The organism is Delftia sp. WSY_12, assembly GCF_043104645.1.
Classification (GTDB): Bacteria; Pseudomonadota; Gammaproteobacteria; order Burkholderiales; family Burkholderiaceae_C; genus Comamonas; species Comamonas tsuruhatensis.
In genome coordinates this window covers 143238-158930 of record NZ_JBICKW010000061.1, presented here as the reverse complement: position 1 = coordinate 158930, position 15693 = coordinate 143238, and the positions used below count along the sequence as shown (strand labels likewise).

General features: G+C 68.5%; 14 protein-coding genes. 6 read left to right on the top strand and 8 right to left on the bottom strand.

Translation table 11 applies throughout. The annotated features are described in order from the left end of the window. Positions 1 to 50: 50 nt before the first annotated feature. Positions 51 to 872 carry a 2,5-didehydrogluconate reductase DkgB gene (gene dkgB, locus ACF8LI_RS27230; RefSeq protein ID WP_392414594.1) on the bottom strand — a complete coding sequence of 274 codons (822 nt, stop codon included), beginning with the start codon at positions 870 to 872 and terminating at the stop codon, positions 51 to 53. A 140-nt stretch (positions 873 to 1012) separates the two neighbouring features. Between dkgB and ACF8LI_RS27225 the strand changes: the two genes are divergently transcribed. Beyond that, positions 1013 to 1906 (top strand): LysR substrate-binding domain-containing protein, encoded by an 894-nt coding sequence (locus ACF8LI_RS27225; protein WP_392414593.1) that lies wholly within the window; start codon positions 1013 to 1015, stop codon positions 1904 to 1906. Between the two features lie 101 nt (positions 1907 to 2007). On the opposite strand, the gene ACF8LI_RS27220 is transcribed toward ACF8LI_RS27225, so the two are convergent. The 3 genes from ACF8LI_RS27220 to tkt form a co-directional block, all read right to left on the bottom strand. After that, a complete protein-coding gene (locus ACF8LI_RS27220; protein ID WP_209672472.1) occupies positions 2008 to 2367 on the bottom strand; it encodes a tRNA-binding protein in 360 nt (119 codons plus the stop codon). 151 nt (positions 2368 to 2518) lie between these two features. Beyond that, the gene (gap, locus tag ACF8LI_RS27215) at positions 2519 to 3520 is read right to left on the bottom strand and encodes a type I glyceraldehyde-3-phosphate dehydrogenase (protein ID WP_012202871.1); all 1002 of its coding nucleotides are present in this window, start codon (positions 3518 to 3520) and stop codon (positions 2519 to 2521) included. A gap of 109 nt (positions 3521 to 3629) precedes the next feature. Then, positions 3630 to 5675 carry a transketolase gene (gene tkt / locus ACF8LI_RS27210; RefSeq protein WP_016449833.1) on the bottom strand — a complete coding sequence of 682 codons (2046 nt, stop codon included), beginning with the start codon at positions 5673 to 5675 and terminating at the stop codon, positions 3630 to 3632. 117 nt (positions 5676 to 5792) lie between these two features. On the opposite strand from tkt, the gene ACF8LI_RS27205 reads away from it, so the two are divergent. After that, the gene (locus ACF8LI_RS27205) at positions 5793 to 6581 is read left to right on the top strand and encodes an NDP-sugar synthase (protein ID WP_392414592.1); all 789 of its coding nucleotides are present in this window, start codon (positions 5793 to 5795) and stop codon (positions 6579 to 6581) included. 132 nt (positions 6582 to 6713) lie between these two features. Next, positions 6714 to 7550 carry a TSUP family transporter gene (locus tag ACF8LI_RS27200; protein ID WP_392414591.1) on the top strand — a complete coding sequence of 279 codons (837 nt, stop codon included), beginning with the start codon at positions 6714 to 6716 and terminating at the stop codon, positions 7548 to 7550. Positions 7551 to 7608: 58 nt separating this feature from the next. Here ACF8LI_RS27200 and fba read toward each other — a convergent pair whose 3' ends face one another. The 3 genes from fba to ACF8LI_RS27185 all read right to left on the bottom strand — a co-directional run bounded on the left by fba (position 7609) and on the right by ACF8LI_RS27185 (position 10883). Then, positions 7609 to 8673 carry a class II fructose-bisphosphate aldolase gene (gene fba, locus ACF8LI_RS27195; protein ID WP_013804528.1) on the bottom strand — a complete coding sequence of 355 codons (1065 nt, stop codon included), beginning with the start codon at positions 8671 to 8673 and terminating at the stop codon, positions 7609 to 7611. 129 nt (positions 8674 to 8802) lie between these two features. Beyond that, entirely contained in the window at positions 8803 to 10188 is a 1386-nt protein-coding gene (locus tag ACF8LI_RS27190) for a two-component sensor histidine kinase (RefSeq protein WP_016449836.1), read from the bottom strand. Further along, positions 10185 to 10883: a response regulator transcription factor gene (locus ACF8LI_RS27185; RefSeq protein WP_026062623.1), complete on the bottom strand. Its 699-nt coding sequence runs from the start codon at positions 10881 to 10883 to the stop codon at positions 10185 to 10187. The genes ACF8LI_RS27190 and ACF8LI_RS27185 overlap by 4 nt, the downstream gene beginning before the upstream one ends. A gap of 93 nt (positions 10884 to 10976) precedes the next feature. On the opposite strand from ACF8LI_RS27185, the gene ACF8LI_RS27180 reads away from it, so the two are divergent. Continuing rightward, positions 10977 to 11753 carry a phosphatase PAP2 family protein gene (locus ACF8LI_RS27180; protein WP_392414590.1) on the top strand — a complete coding sequence of 259 codons (777 nt, stop codon included), beginning with the start codon at positions 10977 to 10979 and terminating at the stop codon, positions 11751 to 11753. 12 nt (positions 11754 to 11765) lie between these two features. Beyond that, positions 11766 to 12350, top strand: coding sequence for a phosphatase PAP2 family protein (locus ACF8LI_RS27175; RefSeq protein ID WP_392414589.1), 585 nt, complete (start codon positions 11766 to 11768; stop codon positions 12348 to 12350). Positions 12351 to 12488: 138 nt separating this feature from the next. Here the strand turns inward: ACF8LI_RS27175 and pyk are convergent, their stop codons facing one another. Next, positions 12489 to 13925, bottom strand: coding sequence for a pyruvate kinase (gene pyk / locus ACF8LI_RS27170; protein ID WP_016449840.1), 1437 nt, complete (start codon positions 13923 to 13925; stop codon positions 12489 to 12491). 466 nt (positions 13926 to 14391) lie between these two features. On the opposite strand from pyk, the gene ACF8LI_RS27165 reads away from it, so the two are divergent. Next, positions 14392 to 15663 (top strand): TIGR03118 family protein, encoded by a 1272-nt coding sequence (locus ACF8LI_RS27165; RefSeq protein ID WP_392414588.1) that lies wholly within the window; start codon positions 14392 to 14394, stop codon positions 15661 to 15663. Positions 15664 to 15693 lie beyond the last annotated feature (30 nt).

The window sequence follows — 15693 nt, the reverse complement described above, 5'->3', positions numbered from 1 at the left end:
TCCAGGTCAAAGCTCGCCGGGCCGCCCAGGCCCTCCGTCACGATCGCGGTTCAATCCCAGGCCGGAGCCAGCCCGTCTGGGCTGACCTGGCGGTCGCCGCGCTCCAGCGCGGCGATGCGCTGCATGTCTTCGGCGCCCAGCACCAGCTGGCAGCTGTCCAGGTTGGCCTGCAGGTGGGCGCGCTGGGTGGACGAGGGAATGACGGCATAGCCCATGGCCATGGCCCAGGCCAGCGCCACCTGGGCGGGCGTGGCGCCGTGGGCGGCGGCGATGTCGGCCAGCACGGGATCGGCCAGCAGCTTGCCGTAGCCCAGCGTCATGTACGAGGTGGTGTGAATGCCCTGCTGGCGTGCGAAGTCGGTGACGGCACGGTTTTGCAGATAGGGGCTCAGTTCGATCTGGTTGGTGGCGATGTTCGCGGCGCCCACGGCGGCAATGGATTGCTGCAGCAGCGCGATGTTGAAGTTGGACACGCCGATGTGGCGCGTCAGCCCCTGCTCCCTGGCGCGCATGAGGGCGCCCAGGCTGTCCTCCAGCGGCACGCTGCGCGAAGGCCAGTGGATCAGCGTCAGCTCCACATGGTCGGTGCGCAGGGCTTCAAGGCTGCGCTCCAGGCTGGGGATCAGCGCGTCGGCGGACAGGTTCTCGGTCCAGATCTTGGTGGTGAGGAACAGCTGATCGCGCGGCACGGCGCTGGCGGCGATGGCGGCCCCCACATCGGCCTCGTTGCCGTAGATCTGGGCGGTGTCGATGGCGCGGTAGCCTACTTCCAGGGCCTGGCCCACGGATTGGCGCACCACCTCATCCTTGAGGCGGAAGGTGCCCAGGCCGAAGGCGGGCACCACGGAAGCGAGAGAGGCAGTCGATGTCATGCAGGTCTTTCAAAAAGCAAATAAGGCGCGGAACCACGCCCCGAAGACTGCAGTCTGGCGGGTTAACGCTTGCAGATAAAGCCTGGTATCAGCAGAAAATATTTGACGCTGCAGCAACAATTGCGCCAAGCTGGCACCCCATGAAAACCACGCTGGACGAGTTGCAGGCCTTTCGCGCCGTGATCGACTGCGGCAGCATCACGGCGGCGGCCGAGCAGTTGGGACAGACCACCTCGGGCATCAGCCGCAGCCTGTCGCGCCTGGAGAAAAAGCTGGCCACCACCTTGGTGCGGCGCACCACGCGCAGCCTGGAGCTGACCGAGGAAGGGGCGCGCTTCCTGGCCCGCACGCGCGAGGTGCTGCAGGCCCTGGACGCGGCCGAGGAGGAACTGGCCGCGCGCCGTGAGGCGCCGGCCGGGCTGCTGCGCGTCAATGCGGCCTCGCCCTTCATGCTGCATGCCATCGTGCCGCTGGTGGGTGAGTTCCGCGCGCTCTATCCGCTGATCACGCTGGAGCTGAACACCGATGACCTGCACATCGACCTGCTGGCCCAGCGCACCGACATCGCCATCCGCATCGGCGAGCTGCGCGACTCCACGCTGCATGCGCGGCTGCTGTGCCACAGCCTGCTGCGCGTGCTGGCCAGCCCCGCCTACCTGCAGGCCCATGGCCCCGTGGCGAGCGTGGCCGCGCTGGCGCGCCACCAGCGCATCGGCAACAGCCAGGTGCCGGGCCTGAACCACTGGCCGCTGCGCACGCCCGAGGGCGGCGACCGCTGGGATTCCGCGCCCCAGCTCACGGCCTCCAGCGGCGAGACCATGCGCCAGCTGGCCCTGGCCGGCCAGGGCGTGGTCTGCCTGGCCGACTTCATGACCGTGCGAGACCGCGCCCAGGGCGAGCTGGTGCAGGTGCTGGCGCGCGAGACCTTGCAGCAGCGCCAGCCCATCCACGCCGTCTACTACCGCAACACGGCGCTGGCCGCGCGCATCACGGCCTTCCTGGACTTTCTCACGCAGCGCATGGCGGCAGGTTGAGAGGTGGCGTCGCATTCCGGCGCCGCCCCGGGAACGACTGGGAGGCAGCCGGCCGCATCGTCAAGGCGGCCGGCGCGCGCATCGAATAGTCCGCAAGGCCGTCACAGCAGCTTGGTGCCCAGCGGCACCTCGCGGTCGGGCACGCACAGCGCGACCTCGCCGTTCTCGTTGTGGAATCCCGTGACCAGGCATTCCGAGCGCATGGGACCGATCTGCTTGCTGGGAAAGTTCAGCACGGCCACCACCTGGCGGCCTATCAGTTCCTCGGGCCGGTACAGCGCCGTGATCTGGGCGCTGGACTTGCGCAGGCCCAGTTCGGGGCCGAAATCGACCTGCAGCACATAGGCCGGGCGGCGCGCCTCCTTGAACACCTGGGCGTCCACGATGCGGCCCACGCGCAGCTCCACCTTGAGGAAGTCGTCAAAGCCAATGGTCTCGTGCAATGCGGATGAAGTAATCATGCGGCCATGATGCCGCGCCGCCGGTGCCGGCTTTGTCGAGCAACGCTTGCAGTGCCGGGGCACACTGTCCGCCATGAAAAAGGCCGGCATCGCGTCCGATGCCGGCCTGGTGCGGGGCCCTCGACAGGCCCCGCAGGGGTTCGCGCCAGGATTACTTGGCGGCAACCACGCGCACCATTTCCAGGCACTTGTTGGAGTAGCCCCACTCGTTGTCGTACCAGGAAACGACCTTCACGAAGGTCTTGTCCAGGGCGATGCCGGCTTCGGCATCGAACACCGAGGTGCAGGACTCGCCACGGAAGTCCGTGGCCACGACCTTGTCTTCGGTGTAGCCCAGCACGCCCTTGAGCGCGCCTTGCGACTGGGCCTTCATTTCGGCGCAGATCTCTTCGTAGCTGGCTTCGCTGTTCAGCTCCACCGTCAGGTCGACCACCGACACGTCGGAGGTGGGCACGCGGAAGGACATGCCGGTCAGCTTCTTGTTGAGCTCGGGAATCACCACGCCCACGGCCTTGGCTGCGCCCGTGCTGGAGGGAATGATGTTTTCCAGGATGCCGCGGCCGCCGCGCCAGTCCTTGTTGCTGGGGCCGTCCACGGTCTTTTGGGTGGCGGTGGCAGCGTGCACGGTGGTCATCAGGCCGCGCTTGATGCCCCACTTGTCGTTGAGCACCTTGGCCACGGGAGCCAGGCAGTTGGTGGTGCAGGAGGCGTTGGAGATCACGTCCTGGCCAGCGTAGGTCTTGCAGTTCACGCCGAAGACGAACATCGGGGTGCTGTCCTTGGAAGGCGCGGACATGATGACCTTCTTGGCGCCGGCAGCCAGGTGCTTGCGTGCGGTCTCGTCGGTCAGGAACAGGCCGGTGGCCTCGATCACGATGTCGGCGCCGACTTCGTTCCACTTCAGGTTGGCGGGGTCGCGCTCCTGCGTCAGGCGGATGGTCTTGCCGTTGACGATCAGGTTGGAGCCCTCCACCGAGACCTCACCCTTGAAGCGGCCGTGCACGCTGTCGTACTTGAGCATGTAGGCCAGGTAGTCGGGCTCGAGCAGGTCGTTGATGCCCACGACTTCGATGTCGCTGAAGTTCTGCACGGCAGCGCGGAACACCATGCGGCCGATGCGGCCGAAGCCGTTGATACCGATCTTGATCGTCATATTTGCCTCTTGGATTGACGGATTGCGAAAAACGGAAAAACTGAAACGGTGAGGGCCAGGCCGGGCCTGGCGGGCGGCAAAAAGGGGCCACAGGCCCCTTCTCGCAGCTTTACTTGCCGGCGCGCTGCAGCGCAGCCTGCACGGTGTCGGCCACGTTCTCGGCCGTGAAGCCGAAGTGCTTGAACAGCACGGGCGCTGGAGCCGATTCGCCGTAGGTGTCGATGCCGACGACAGCGGCGCAGCCGTACTTCCACCAGAAGTCGGTCACGCCCATTTCCACGGCGATGCGCGGCAGGTTGGCCGGCAGCACCTGGCTCTTGTACTTGGCGTCCTGCTTGTCGAAGGTGGTGGTGCTGGGCATGGAGACCACGCGCACGGCGACCTTGCGCTCGGCCAGCAGCTTCTGGGCGGCCAGGGCCAGCTGCACTTCGGAGCCGGTGGCGATGATGACGGCCTGGGCCTTCTTGTTCAGGCCGACGGCCTTGGGCTCGGACAGCACGTAGGCGCCGCAGGCGATGTCGTCCAGCGCGTCTTCGGTCTTGGCTGCGTAGGCCAGGTTCTGGCGCGACAGCAGCAGGGCCGTGGGCTTGTTCTTCTGGCTCAGGGCCACGGTCCAGGCGACGGCGGTTTCCGTGGTGTCGGCAGGGCGCCAGACATCCAGGCCCGGGATCAGGCGCAGAGAGGCGGCGTGCTCGATGGACTGGTGGGTGGGGCCGTCTTCGCCCAGGCCGATGGAGTCGTGCGTGAAGACGTGGACCACGCGCTGCTTCATCAGCGCGGCCATGCGGATGGCGTTGCGGCTGTAGTCGCTGAAGGTCAGGAAGGTGCCTGCGTAGGGGATGTAGCCGCCATGCAGGGCGATGCCGTTCATGATGGCGGCCATGCCGAACTCGCGCACACCGTAGTTGATGTGGCGGCCGATCTTGCCGTCTTCGGTCAGGACCACGGCACCCTTGTCGTCCACGCGCAGCGAAGGCGTGCTCTTGGTGTTGGTCAGGTTGGAGCCGGTCAGGTCGGCCGAGCCGCCCAGCAGTTCGGGCAGGGCGGCGGTCAGGCCTTCCAGGGCCAGCTGGCTGGCCTTGCGGCTGGCCACGGTGGCGCCTGCGTCATGCGCGTCGGAGGCGATCTGCGCGGCGATCTCGCCGAAGTTGGCAGGCAGGTCACCGGCCATGCGGCGCTTGAATTCGGCAGCCAGTTCGGGGAAGGCCTTGGCGTAGGCGGCGAACTTCTTGTTCCAGGCCGCTTCGGCCTTGGCGCCGGCGGCCTTGGCATCCCAGTCGCCGTAGACGCTGGCGGGGATGTCGAAGGGGCCGTGCTCCCAGCCCAGGGCCGCGCGGGTCAGTGCGATTTCCTCGGCGCCCAGGGGCTCGCCGTGGGCCTTGGCCGTGTCCTGGCGGTTGGGCGAGCCCTTGCCGATGCTGGTCTTGCAGCAGATCAGCGTGGGCTTGTCGCTGCTCTTCTTGGCGGCAGCGATGGCGGCATCGATGGCCTGCACGTTGTGGCCGTCCACGTCGCGCACCACGTTCCAGCCATAGGCTTCGAAGCGGGCGGGCGTGTTGTCGATGAACCAGGGGGCGACCTTGCCGTCGATGGAGATGCCGTTGTCGTCGTACAGCGCCACCAGCTTGCCCAGCTTCCAGGCGCCGGCCAGGGCCGCGGCCTCGTGGCTGATGCCTTCCATCAGGCAGCCGTCACCCAGGAACACGTAGGTGTGGTGGTCGACGATGGCGTGGCCTGCGCGGTTGAACTCGGCAGCCAGCAGCTTTTCGGCCAGCGCGAAGCCCACGGCATTGGTGATGCCCTGGCCCAGCGGGCCGGTGGTGGTTTCCACGCCGGGGGTGATGCCCACTTCGGGGTGGCCGGCCGTCTTGCTGTGCAGCTGGCGGAAGTTCTTGAGCTCGTCGATCGGCAGCGCATAGCCCGTGAGGTGCAGCAGCGCGTAGATCAGCATGGAGCCGTGGCCGTTGGACAGGATGAAGCGGTCACGGTCAGCCCATTGCGGGTTGACGGGGTTGTGCTTGAGGTGACGGCTCCACAGTGCCACGGCCATGTCGGCCATGCCCATGGGGGCGCCGGGGTGGCCGGAGTTGGCTTGTTGAACGGCATCCATTGCGAGTGCGCGGATCGCATTCGCCATTTGTTGAGTGTTGGCCATCAGGGCGCTCCGTGAAGGAGGGGGTAATCAGAGTAAGCCGGCTATTTTAAAGGACGCGGGTTTTCGGCTCCCGCGCGCGGGGCAATGGCCGCTGGCAATGGTCTACAGTTGCGCTCCATGACCGCCTCGCCCATCCAGCCGTTCCCCGCCGCCAAGGCGCTTTTCCTCACCGAGCAGCCACCGGCCATGCTGCTGGCCGCAGGCCGTGGCGAGCGCATGCGGCCGCTGACCGACACCTGCCCCAAGCCGCTGCTGCAGGTGCAGGGCCGGCCGCTGCTGCAGCACCACCTGCAGGCCCTTGCGCAGGCCGGCGTGCGCCGCGCCGTGGTCAACACGGGCTGGCTGGGCGAGCAGATTCCCGCGCGCTTCGGGGAGCGCTTCGCGCCCGACACAGGTGGCGAGCCGCTGCATCTGGCCTATTCTCCCGAGCCCGAGCAGGCGCTGGAGACCGCAGGAGGCATTGCGCGCGCGTTGCCGCTTCTGGACACGGTGTTCTGGCTGGCGGCCGGCGATGTCTACGCGCCCGACTTCGATTTCCCGTTCGAGGCGGCCCGCGAATTTGCCGCCAGCGGACGGCTGGCCCATCTGTGGCTGGTGCCCAACCCCGAGCACCATCCGCGTGGCGACTTCGGCGTGGACGAACTGGGCCTGGCCTGCGACTGGCCCGAGGGCGATGCCCGCCCGCGCCAGACCTACGGCACCATTGCGCTGCTGCGCGCCGAGCTGTTTGCCGCGCCCTGGTGCGACATCCCGCCCGGCAACCCCGACGGTTGGCGCATGCCGCTGGTGGCGCTGCTGCGCCGGGCGATGGCCGCCGGCCAGGCGAGCGCCAGCCTGTATGCCGGGCGCTGGACCGACGTGGGCACGCCCGAGCGGCTGCAGCGGCTCAACACGCCAACCGCCTGAGACGTCGGACTGACACGCCGGCCTGGCACGTTGGCCTGGGGCGCCCGCTGGTGACTTCGCCGCCCGGGCAGGCGAAGGCGCTCCGTGTTAGCGTCGCCGGTTCGGCGCAGCGGCGCGCCAGAAAGCCTTTCGATGAGCGTGATCCAGTATGTGATGTTCCTGGCCCTGGTGGGCCTGGCGACGTTTTGCCAGAACCTGACGGGCTTTGCCTTCGGGCTGATCTTCGTGGGCGTGGCCGGTGCAACGCACCTGATGGGCATTGGCGATGCGGCCAACGTGGCCTGCCTGCTGTCCGTGGTCAACGGCGTGGCCTACCTGCGCGCCCACCGCCAGGTGCCGCAGTGGTCCCTGCTCAAGCCCATGCTGATCAGCAGCGTCATCGGCGTGATCGGCGGCGTGCTGCTGCTGCAGTGGCTCAGCGGCAATGCGCTGAGCGGGCTGCGCATGCTGCTGGGCCTGGCCATCGTGGCCTGCGCGCTGTTGCTGTTGCTGCAAAAGCAGGTCAACGCGCAGGTGTCGGGGCCGGTGTCGCTGTGGGTGGCCGGTGTGGCCTCGGGGCTGCTGGGCGGGCTGTTTGCCACGCCGGGCCCGCCCATGGTCTACCACCTGTACCGCCAGCCGCTGGACCGCCTGGTGGTGCGCCAGTGCCTGTTTGCCATGTTCCTCACCTGCGCGCTGCTGCGCCTGGCGATGGTGGCCTGGGAGGGCGAGATCACCGCCAGCGTGCTGCTGGCCGCAGCCCTGGCCTTTCCCGTGGTGACGGTGGTGACCTGGCTGCACATGCGCCATCCGCCCGCCCTGCCCAAGCGGCTGGTCGAATGGATGGTCTGCCTGCTGCTGGTGCTGTCGGGCACCAGCCTGCTGGTGTCGGGCTGGAACGCCAGCCACCCCCAGCCCGTGGTGCCCGATGACGAGATGGCCATGGCCGTGCCCCAGCGGTCCCAGGCTGCGGCCCCCGCGCCGCACTGACAACAAAAAAGCCCGCCGGGCGGACCGGCGGGCTTTTTTTGAAGGGGGAAGGAACCGATCAGTTCACGACCTGCTGCAGCGAACCGGCAGCGTACTTGGCGGCCATCTGCTCCAGCGTGTAGCCCTTGATCTTGGCGCCCTGGCCTTCGCAGCCGAACTCGATGTAGCGGGCCTTGCAGATCTGCTTGGCGGCTTCGCGGGCAGGCTTGAGCCATTCGCGGGCATCGAACTTCTCGGGGTTCTCGGCCAGGAACTTGCGCACGGCGCCGGTCATCGCCAGGCGGATGTCGGTGTCGATGTTGATCTTGCGCACGCCGTGCTTGATGGCTTCCTGGATTTCCTCGACGGGCACGCCGTAGGTTTCCTTCATGGCGCCGCCGTACTGGCGGATGATTTCCAGCAGTTCCTGGGGCACGGAGGAGGAGCCGTGCATGACCAGGTGGGTGTTGGGCAGGCGCGCGTGGATTTCCTTGACGCGCTGGATGGACAGGATGTCGCCCGTGGGCTTGCGCGTGAACTTGTAGGCGCCGTGGCTGGTGCCGATGGCAATGGCCAGCGCGTCCAGCTGCGTGGCCTTGACGAACTGGGCCGCTTCCTCGGGGTCGGTCAGCAGGGCCGAGTGGTCGAGCACGCCTTCGGCACCCACGCCGTCTTCCTCGCCGGCCATGCCGGTTTCCAGCGAGCCCAGGCAGCCGAGTTCACCTTCGACGGTGGCGCCCAGCTTGTGGGCCATTTCCACGACCTTGCGGGTCACGTCCACGTTGTATTCGAAGGAGGAAGGCGTCTTGCCGTCTTCCATCAGCGAGCCGTCCATCATCACCGAGCCGAAGCCCAGGTTCAGCGCGCCCTGGCAGATGGCGGGCGAGGTGCCGTGGTCCTGGTGCATGACCAGGGGGATGTGGGGATACTGCTCGGCGGCGGCCTGGATCAGGTGCTTGATGAAGGGCTCGCCGGCGTACTTGCGGGCGCCTGCGCTGGCCTGCAGGATGACGGGCGCGCCCACTTCGTCGGCGGCCGACATCACGGCTTGCACCTGCTCCAGGTTGTTGACGTTGAAGGCGGGAAGACCGTAGCCGTTTTCGGCAGCGTGGTCCAGCAGTTCGCGCATCGAAACGAGAGGCATGTGTAGGGTCCGTATCAAGTTGTTGAGAGGGGGATGCCCCTGCCGCATGGCGGCCGCCGCTGCGTCATGGGTTCGCTGCGGGGCTGCGGCCGGGGGATCGCGGCAGTAACCGCTTGGTAACTGGCGATTTTAACCAGCTGCCGCCAACCCTGTCCCGGGCATTCCCATGCGGTAGCAGGTCGTGAAGCCTTCGGGCGGCGCGGCCTCGCCAAAGCTTCCCTGGTGGGCGCGCAGCACGCGCGCCACGATCTCGTGGCCCAGGTGCAAGCTGTCCACGGGCGCTGCCGCGCGCTCTGCGCCGTCACGGCGGCCGTCGCTACGGCGGCCGTCATCGCAGACCTGCAGCCAGACCTCGCCATCCGGCCCCTGCCCGGCCTGCACCTCGATCTGCGTGCCGTGCGGTGTGTGCTTGAGGGCGTTTTCCACCAGGTTGCGCAGCGCCAGCTCCAGCAGCACGGCATTGCCCATCACGCCCAGTGCCTCAGGCGCCTGCACGGACAGGCTGCAGCCGCGCTGCCAGGCCGCCTGCGCATGGGCGGCCACCACCTGGCGGGCCAGCGCGGCCAGGTCCACGGGCACGGGCGGGTCGGCCAGCATGGCGCGTCCTGCGCGCGCCAGTGCCAGCAGCTGGCTGAGCACATGGCCGGCGTGCAGCGCGTCCTGGCCTATGCGCGCCAGCGCGGCGCGCTGGGCCGGGGCATCCATGGCGCCGGCCGGCGCATCGCCCAGGGCACGCGCCTGCAAGGCGATGGAGGCCAGCGGCGTGCGCAGTTCATGGGCCACTTCGTTGGCCAGGCTGCGCTCGCGTTCCAGCGCCTCCTGCTGGCGGTCCAGCAAGGTGTTGATGGAGTTCACCACGGGCATGAATTCCCGCAGCGCGTGGCGGTGCGAGACGCGCTCGGCCTGGGCCAGGTCCAGGCGCTCGACCTCGCGCGAGAGTTCGTTGAGCGGCCGCATGCCGCGTCGAATGGCCAGCCCCAGCGCCAGCGCGACCACAGGCAAAAGCCACAGGCCCGGCTCGATCATCTGGCCCGCGATGTCGTCGGCCAGTTCGTCGCGCTCCTGCAGCTCGATCATCACGCTGACCTTGCGTGCATGGTCGCGGCTCCACTGGGTGAAGCTGCGCCAGGCCCGATGCTCGGGACCCAGGCGCAGGGTGGCAAAGCCCTGCTCGGTGTCGAAGGCGGGCTCGGGCGCATCGCCCGTGCGCGAGATCAGCCGCCCCGCGCCATCCCACAGGGCCACGCTCAGCGACTGCTGGTAGTCGTGGGCCATGAGGCCGGGGGGCTCATGCACGGGCGTGGCTGCTCCCTGGCCTACGGCGCCTGCGACTTCCAGGTTGAGCACCAGCGCAGCGACGCCGGCCAGGTGGCCGTCGGTCAGCTCGTCTGCCTCGTGCACGCCGGTCTGGTAGCCCAGTGCCACGAAGCTGGCCCAGACCACGACCAGCGCGCCCAGCATCCAGGCCATCAGATGCCAGATCAGCGAGGGGCGGCGCTGCTGCGCGGTGCTCATGGGTTCTCCGCAGGAAGAAAGTAGCCCACGCCGCGCATGGTGACGATGCTGGCATTGCCCAGCTTCTTGCGCAGGTGGTGGATATGGACCTCGACGGCATTGCTTTCCACGGCCGTGCCCCAGCTGTAGAGGTGCTCTTCGATCTGCTGGCGCGAGAGCACGCGCCCGCGCGCCTGCAGCAGCACCCAGAGCACGGAGAACTCGCGCGGCGACATTTCCACCAGCTTTCCGTCGCGGCGCACGGTGCGCGCGGCCGGGTCGACCTCCAGCTCGCCATGGCGGATCACGGGTGCCGCCTGCCCGCCTGCGCGGCGCAGCATGGCGCGCAGCCGCGCCTCCAGCTCGTCGATGTCGAAGGGCTTGACCAGGTAGTCATCGGCACCCAGGTCCAGCCCGGCGATGCGCTCGCGCACCTGGTCGCGCGCGGTGAGGATGAGCACGGGCGTGTTGGGGTCCGGCAGGGCGTGGCTGTCGCCACCCGGGCGGCGCGGGCTCCGCAGGCGGCGCAGGATCTCGCTGCCATCGCCATCGGGCAGGCCCAGGTCCAGCAGCACGGCGTCGAAGCGCTCCATCTCCAGCGCATGCCAGGCATCGGCCACGGTGGAGCAGACGTCGACCGCATAGCGGCGCTGTTGCAGATTGGCCTGCAGGCCTGCGGCAATGCCCGCGTTGTCTTCGACGACCAGTATTCGCATGCGCGCATTGTGCAATGGCCGCTGCCGGCTGCGGCGCCAGACGATGGCCGCACGCCGGGGCATGCGTTAAGACGGGTTTAAGCCGCGCTTCTCATGCTGCCGGCCATGCCGACACCTGAACCCCGAGATTTTTCCGCCGCCCCTGCGCAGGGCCCCTCCTTCAAAAGCACCCTGCTGTGGACCCTGGCGGCGCTGGCCGTGGTCCTGGCCTGGGATGCCGGCGCCCTGGACCTGGCCATGGCCCGCTGGTTTGGCGACGCCGATGGCTTTGCGCTGCGTTCGGACTGGTTCTTCGTGAACATCGCCCACGAAGGCGCACGCCGCCTGGCCTGGCTGGTGGTGCTGGGCCTGACGCTGTGCGTCTGGCGGCCCATCGGCCCGCTGCGCCTGCTGCCTCACGGGCGGCGCGTGCAGCTGGTGGCGGGCATCTTGCTGTCGCTGGCCCTGATCTCGCTGCTCAAGTACACCAGCGCGACCAGCTGCCCCTGGGACCTGGCCGAGTTCGGCGGCGTGGCGCGCCACGTCTCGCACTGGTCGCTGGGCCTGGCCGACGGCGGGCCGGGCCGCTGCTTTCCCGCAGGCCACGCCTCGGCAGGCTTCGCCTTTCTGGCCGGCTATTTCGCGCTGCGCCGCCATGCACCCCGCGCAGCCTGGATCTGGCTGGCCGTCTCGCTGGCCGCAGGCCTGTCGATGGGCCTGGCCCAGCAGATGCGCGGCGCCCATTTCATGAGCCACACGCTGTGGACCGGCTGGCTGTGCTGGACGGCGGGCTGGCTCTTCGACCTGGCGGTCACGCGTGCGCTGCGCACCCGGGACAGCGCGCCTGACTCCCTGTGGCCCGCCGCCAGCCTTCCGCCTTCCACTCCCTGATCAAGCGTTGCCATGCTGCCCCTGGACCCCGCCCTGTTCACGCTGCTGAAGGCCAACGCGCAAACGCCCGCCATCTCGATCGAGGCGGCGCGCGCCATCTCCTCCTGGCTTCCCTCGCTGTGCGCCCTTCCCGTGATGGCCGGGTTGCTGCGCGGCTCGCCCGCCCTGCGCCGCACGCTGGTGCTGGCCCTGCTGTCCATGCTGGCCGCCTGGGCCGTGGCACGGCTGGTCCGCTGGGGCTTCCCCGCGCCGCGTCCTGCCCAGCTGGGCATGGGCGTGCAATGGGTGGAACACACGCTGCGGTCCAGCTTTCCGAGCATGCACGCCACGGGCGCCTTTGCCCTGGCCCAGGCGCTGACCCTGGGCTGCACGCTCCACCGCCGCTGGGTCATGGTGTCCGCCTGGTCGCTGGCCCTGGGCATGGGCTGGAGCCGCGTGCACCTGGGCGTGCACTTCCCGTCCGATGTGGTCGGCGGTGCCATCGTGGGCATCTGCAGCGCCACCCTGGTCTGGCATGCTGCGCTGTGGCGCCGCCTTGCCGTCATGCCCAACCTGCTGCCCTACAACGCACGAACCCACTCAGGCAGGCCCCAATAGACCATGGCGAAGGCATAGCGCACGGCACATAAAACTGGCGCCCCCCAGAACGAGGGACACCGAGCAAGGGCCGTCCCGCCGCGAGGGTGTCGTCCCCCCGCGTAGCGAGAGGGGGAAGGCGCGAAGCGCCTCAGGGGGTTAGTTCACACGACATATCTTCAGCATGTTCGTGCCACCGGGCTGGCCCATGGGCTCGCCGCAGGTGATGGCATAGACATCGCCGCTTTGCACGATGTTGCGCGCGCGCAGATGGCCTTCGGCCTGGTCCAGCGCGGTGTCGCGGTCGGCGCTGGTGTCCATGAGCAGGGGGCGCACGTTGCGGTACATGGCCATCTTGCGCTGCGTGGAGATCTTGGGCGTGAGCGCGTAGATGGGGATGTGGATGCGGTGGCGGCTCATCCACAGCGCGGTGGAGCCGCTGTCCGTCATGGCGACGATGGCCTTGGCGCCCAGGTGGTGGGCCGTGAACAGCGCGCCGATGGCGATCGACTGGTCGATGCGCGAGAACTGGCGGCCGGTGAACTCGGCATCGCTGTCCGGGTCTTCGGCCGCTTCCGCGGCGGCGCAGATCTTGGCCATTTCCTGCACGGTCTCCAGCGGGTACCTGCCGGCGGCGGTCTCGGCGCTGAGCATGACGGCGTCCGTGCCGTCCAGCACGGCGTTGGCCACGTCGCTGACCTCGGCGCGCGTGGGCACGGGGTTGGTGATCATGCTCTCCATCATCTGCGTGGCGGTGATCACGAACTTGTCCATGTCGCGCGCCATGCGGATCATCTTCTTTTGCAGCGCGGGCACGGCAGCGTTGCCCACTTCCACGGCCAGGTCGCCGCGCGCCACCATGATGCCGTCGGAGACATGCAGGATCTCTTCCAGGCGCGGAATGGCCTCGGCGCGCTCGATCTTGGCGATCAGGCCGGGCTTGTGGCCGTACTGGGCCGCAGCCACGTTGCACAGCTGGCGCGCCATCTCCATGTCGGTGGCGTTCTTGGGAAAGCTCACGGCCACGTAGTCGGCCTGGAAGCTCATGGCGGTCTTGATGTCCTCCATGTCCTTGGCCGTCAGCGCCGGGGCCGTCAGGCCGCCGCCCTGCTTGTTGATGCCCTTGTTGTTGGACAGCTCGCCGCCGAGCTTGACGGTGGTGTGCACCTCGTCGCCGCGCACATGGTCCACGGTGAGCACGATCAGGCCGTCGTTGAGCAGCAGCACGTCGCCGGGCTTCACGTCGCGCGGCAGTTCCTTGTAGTCCAGGCCCACGCCGTTGATGTCGCCGGGCTCGGTGCGCGACGCGTCGAGCACGAAGCGCGCGCCGGGCTCCAGCATGACCTTGCCTTCGGCGAACTTGCCGACGCGGATCTTGGGGCCCTGCAGGTCGGCCATGATGGCCACCTCGCGGCCTGCGCGCTGGGCCGCCTCGCGCACCATGGTGGCGCGGTCGATGTGGTCCTGCGCCTTGCCGTGGCTGAAATTCAGGCGCACCACGTTGACGCCTTCGCGCACCATCTGTTCCAGCAGTTGCGGGTCGCTGGAAGCGGGGCCCAGGGTGGCGACGATCTTGGTGGCACGGCTCACTTGCATGGAATGTCTCTCGCTCAGGGTTTGTAATCGGGTTTCAATTCTCACACGAATGCGGTTACATGAAGGCAACATTCCGGCATGCGGTGCGGGCCTGAAGACCCCGCGTCCCGAGCCTGCGCAAGGGGGCGGCCGGATGCCGTTGCCATCGCCGAACACTGCGGTGCACTGCCTTTGCCGCTATTGCTTTTGATGCTGCACGGCAGCATTTCCGGCAAAGGCGCTGTGCCATGCCGGCCTCCTGTGAAAGCAGTTTTGCCCGCCGCGTTCGCAATGCTCACCGCGCCGCAGGACACCACAGAATCAGACTGGTCCACATTGACGCGGCCCGCCCCTGCTTCCTAGCATCGCCTTCATATTCCTGTGGTCCACCCGGCCCGCAGGCCGCAGCCAGAACATACGGTTCCCCTTGGTTTCGCATGCTCAGCCAGTCCATCCACAGCTTTGCCATGCCACCAGGAAATCCACCATGCTTGACCGCAGACGCTTTGTTCTGACCACCCTGGCCTCCCCGGCGCTGACCGCCTGCGGCGCGGGTGGCGATGTTGCCGCCAACCGCTATGTCCAGACTCCCCTGCTCGCCAGCCATGCGCGCTACGGCGCGCGCTTCACGCAGCCCGGCTTCGTCAACGGCTGGGGCATCGCCATCCGCCCGGCCGGCGCGGGAGGCCATTTCTGGATTGGCGGCGGGGGCACGTCCTGGCAGTTCATCGGTGACGTGGCTCGCTCGGCCGATCCCGGGATGCGCGCCCTGCACCAGGACGGCCTGCGCGAAGTGGCCGTTCCGCGCTCCGATGCCCTGACCGGCGATGACAGTGCCGGCAAAGTCACCGGCGTGGTCTACAACGGTGCGCCCCTGGACCAGCAGCTGCTGCGGGTCCGGCAGCAGCCTGCCGCCGGACGCCTGCTCGAGGGCTCGGCCCGCTTCGTCTTCGTGACCGACAGCGGCAGCGTCAGCGCCTGGACGGAGCGCGATGCGCAGACGGGCGCCATCGTCCGGGTGGATGGCCCTGCGGTGGAAATGTTCAATGGCGCCGACCAGGGCATGGCTTTCTTCGGGGCCGCCATCCACACGGGCCGCTGGGACCGCGTGTGGATGGCCGACTTCGGCGCCCGGCCCCAGATCCGCACGCTGGACGCGCAGTGGCAACTGGTGCCCACCCAGGGCTTCGCCAACCCGTTCGCATCAGGCGCGGCAGGCGAGGCCCGGCCCGGTGATCCGGTGCCCTTCAACATCCAGGTCGTCAACGACGGCCGCCGCGACCGCGTGTTCGTGCTCTATGCGATCAGCCAGCCCGACCCGGACGATCCCCTGGCGTTCCATGCCGGCGAGGAGGATGCGCTGGACGCAGCCGCAGAAGCGGCCAGCGGCAACCGGCCTGCGCGCGGCAGGCTGGCCGAGTTCGACCTCGACGGCCGCCTGCTGCGCATCTATGAGGACGATGGACGCCTGAATGCGCCCTGGGGCGTGGCCATCGCTCCTGACGGCTTCGGCGCACTGGCGGGGCACCTGCTGGTCGGCAACTTCGGGGGAGAAGGCCGCATCTGTGCCTTCGACCTGTCCACGGGCCGCTATGTGGACGATCTGCGCGACGCGCAGCACCGCCCCGTGGCCATCCCCGGCCTGTGGGCCCTGCAGTTCGGCAACGGCGTGGCCCTGGGCGACAGCGACGCGCTCTACTTCGCCGCCGGCCCCGAGGACGAGACCGAGGGCCTGTTCGGCTCGCTGAGGCTTCTGTGACGCTTCATCCTGGCGGTGTCATTGCGCAGA

Excerpts from the sequence above, each read along its gene's own strand:
- dkgB (WP_392414594.1), bottom strand. The coding sequence starts at position 872 with ATGACATCGACTGCCTCTCTCGCTTCCGTGGTGCCCGCCTTCGGCCTG.
- ACF8LI_RS27225 (WP_392414593.1), top strand. The coding sequence starts at position 1,013 with ATGAAAACCACGCTGGACGAGTTGCAGGCCTTTCGCGCCGTGATCGAC.
- ACF8LI_RS27220 (WP_209672472.1), bottom strand. The coding sequence starts at position 2,367 with ATGATTACTTCATCCGCATTGCACGAGACCATTGGCTTTGACGACTTC.
- gap (WP_012202871.1), bottom strand. The coding sequence starts at position 3,520 with ATGACGATCAAGATCGGTATCAACGGCTTCGGCCGCATCGGCCGCATG.
- tkt (WP_016449833.1), bottom strand. The coding sequence starts at position 5,675 with ATGGCCAACACTCAACAAATGGCGAATGCGATCCGCGCACTCGCAATG.
- ACF8LI_RS27205 (WP_392414592.1), top strand. The coding sequence starts at position 5,793 with ATGACCGCCTCGCCCATCCAGCCGTTCCCCGCCGCCAAGGCGCTTTTC.
- ACF8LI_RS27200 (WP_392414591.1), top strand. The coding sequence starts at position 6,714 with ATGAGCGTGATCCAGTATGTGATGTTCCTGGCCCTGGTGGGCCTGGCG.
- fba (WP_013804528.1), bottom strand. The coding sequence starts at position 8,673 with ATGCCTCTCGTTTCGATGCGCGAACTGCTGGACCACGCTGCCGAAAAC.
- ACF8LI_RS27190 (WP_016449836.1), bottom strand. The coding sequence starts at position 10,188 with ATGAGCACCGCGCAGCAGCGCCGCCCCTCGCTGATCTGGCATCTGATG.
- ACF8LI_RS27185 (WP_026062623.1), bottom strand. The coding sequence starts at position 10,883 with ATGCGAATACTGGTCGTCGAAGACAACGCGGGCATTGCCGCAGGCCTG.
- ACF8LI_RS27180 (WP_392414590.1), top strand. The coding sequence starts at position 10,977 with ATGCTGCCGGCCATGCCGACACCTGAACCCCGAGATTTTTCCGCCGCC.
- ACF8LI_RS27175 (WP_392414589.1), top strand. The coding sequence starts at position 11,766 with ATGCTGCCCCTGGACCCCGCCCTGTTCACGCTGCTGAAGGCCAACGCG.
- pyk (WP_016449840.1), bottom strand. The coding sequence starts at position 13,925 with ATGCAAGTGAGCCGTGCCACCAAGATCGTCGCCACCCTGGGCCCCGCT.
- ACF8LI_RS27165 (WP_392414588.1), top strand. The coding sequence starts at position 14,392 with ATGCTTGACCGCAGACGCTTTGTTCTGACCACCCTGGCCTCCCCGGCG.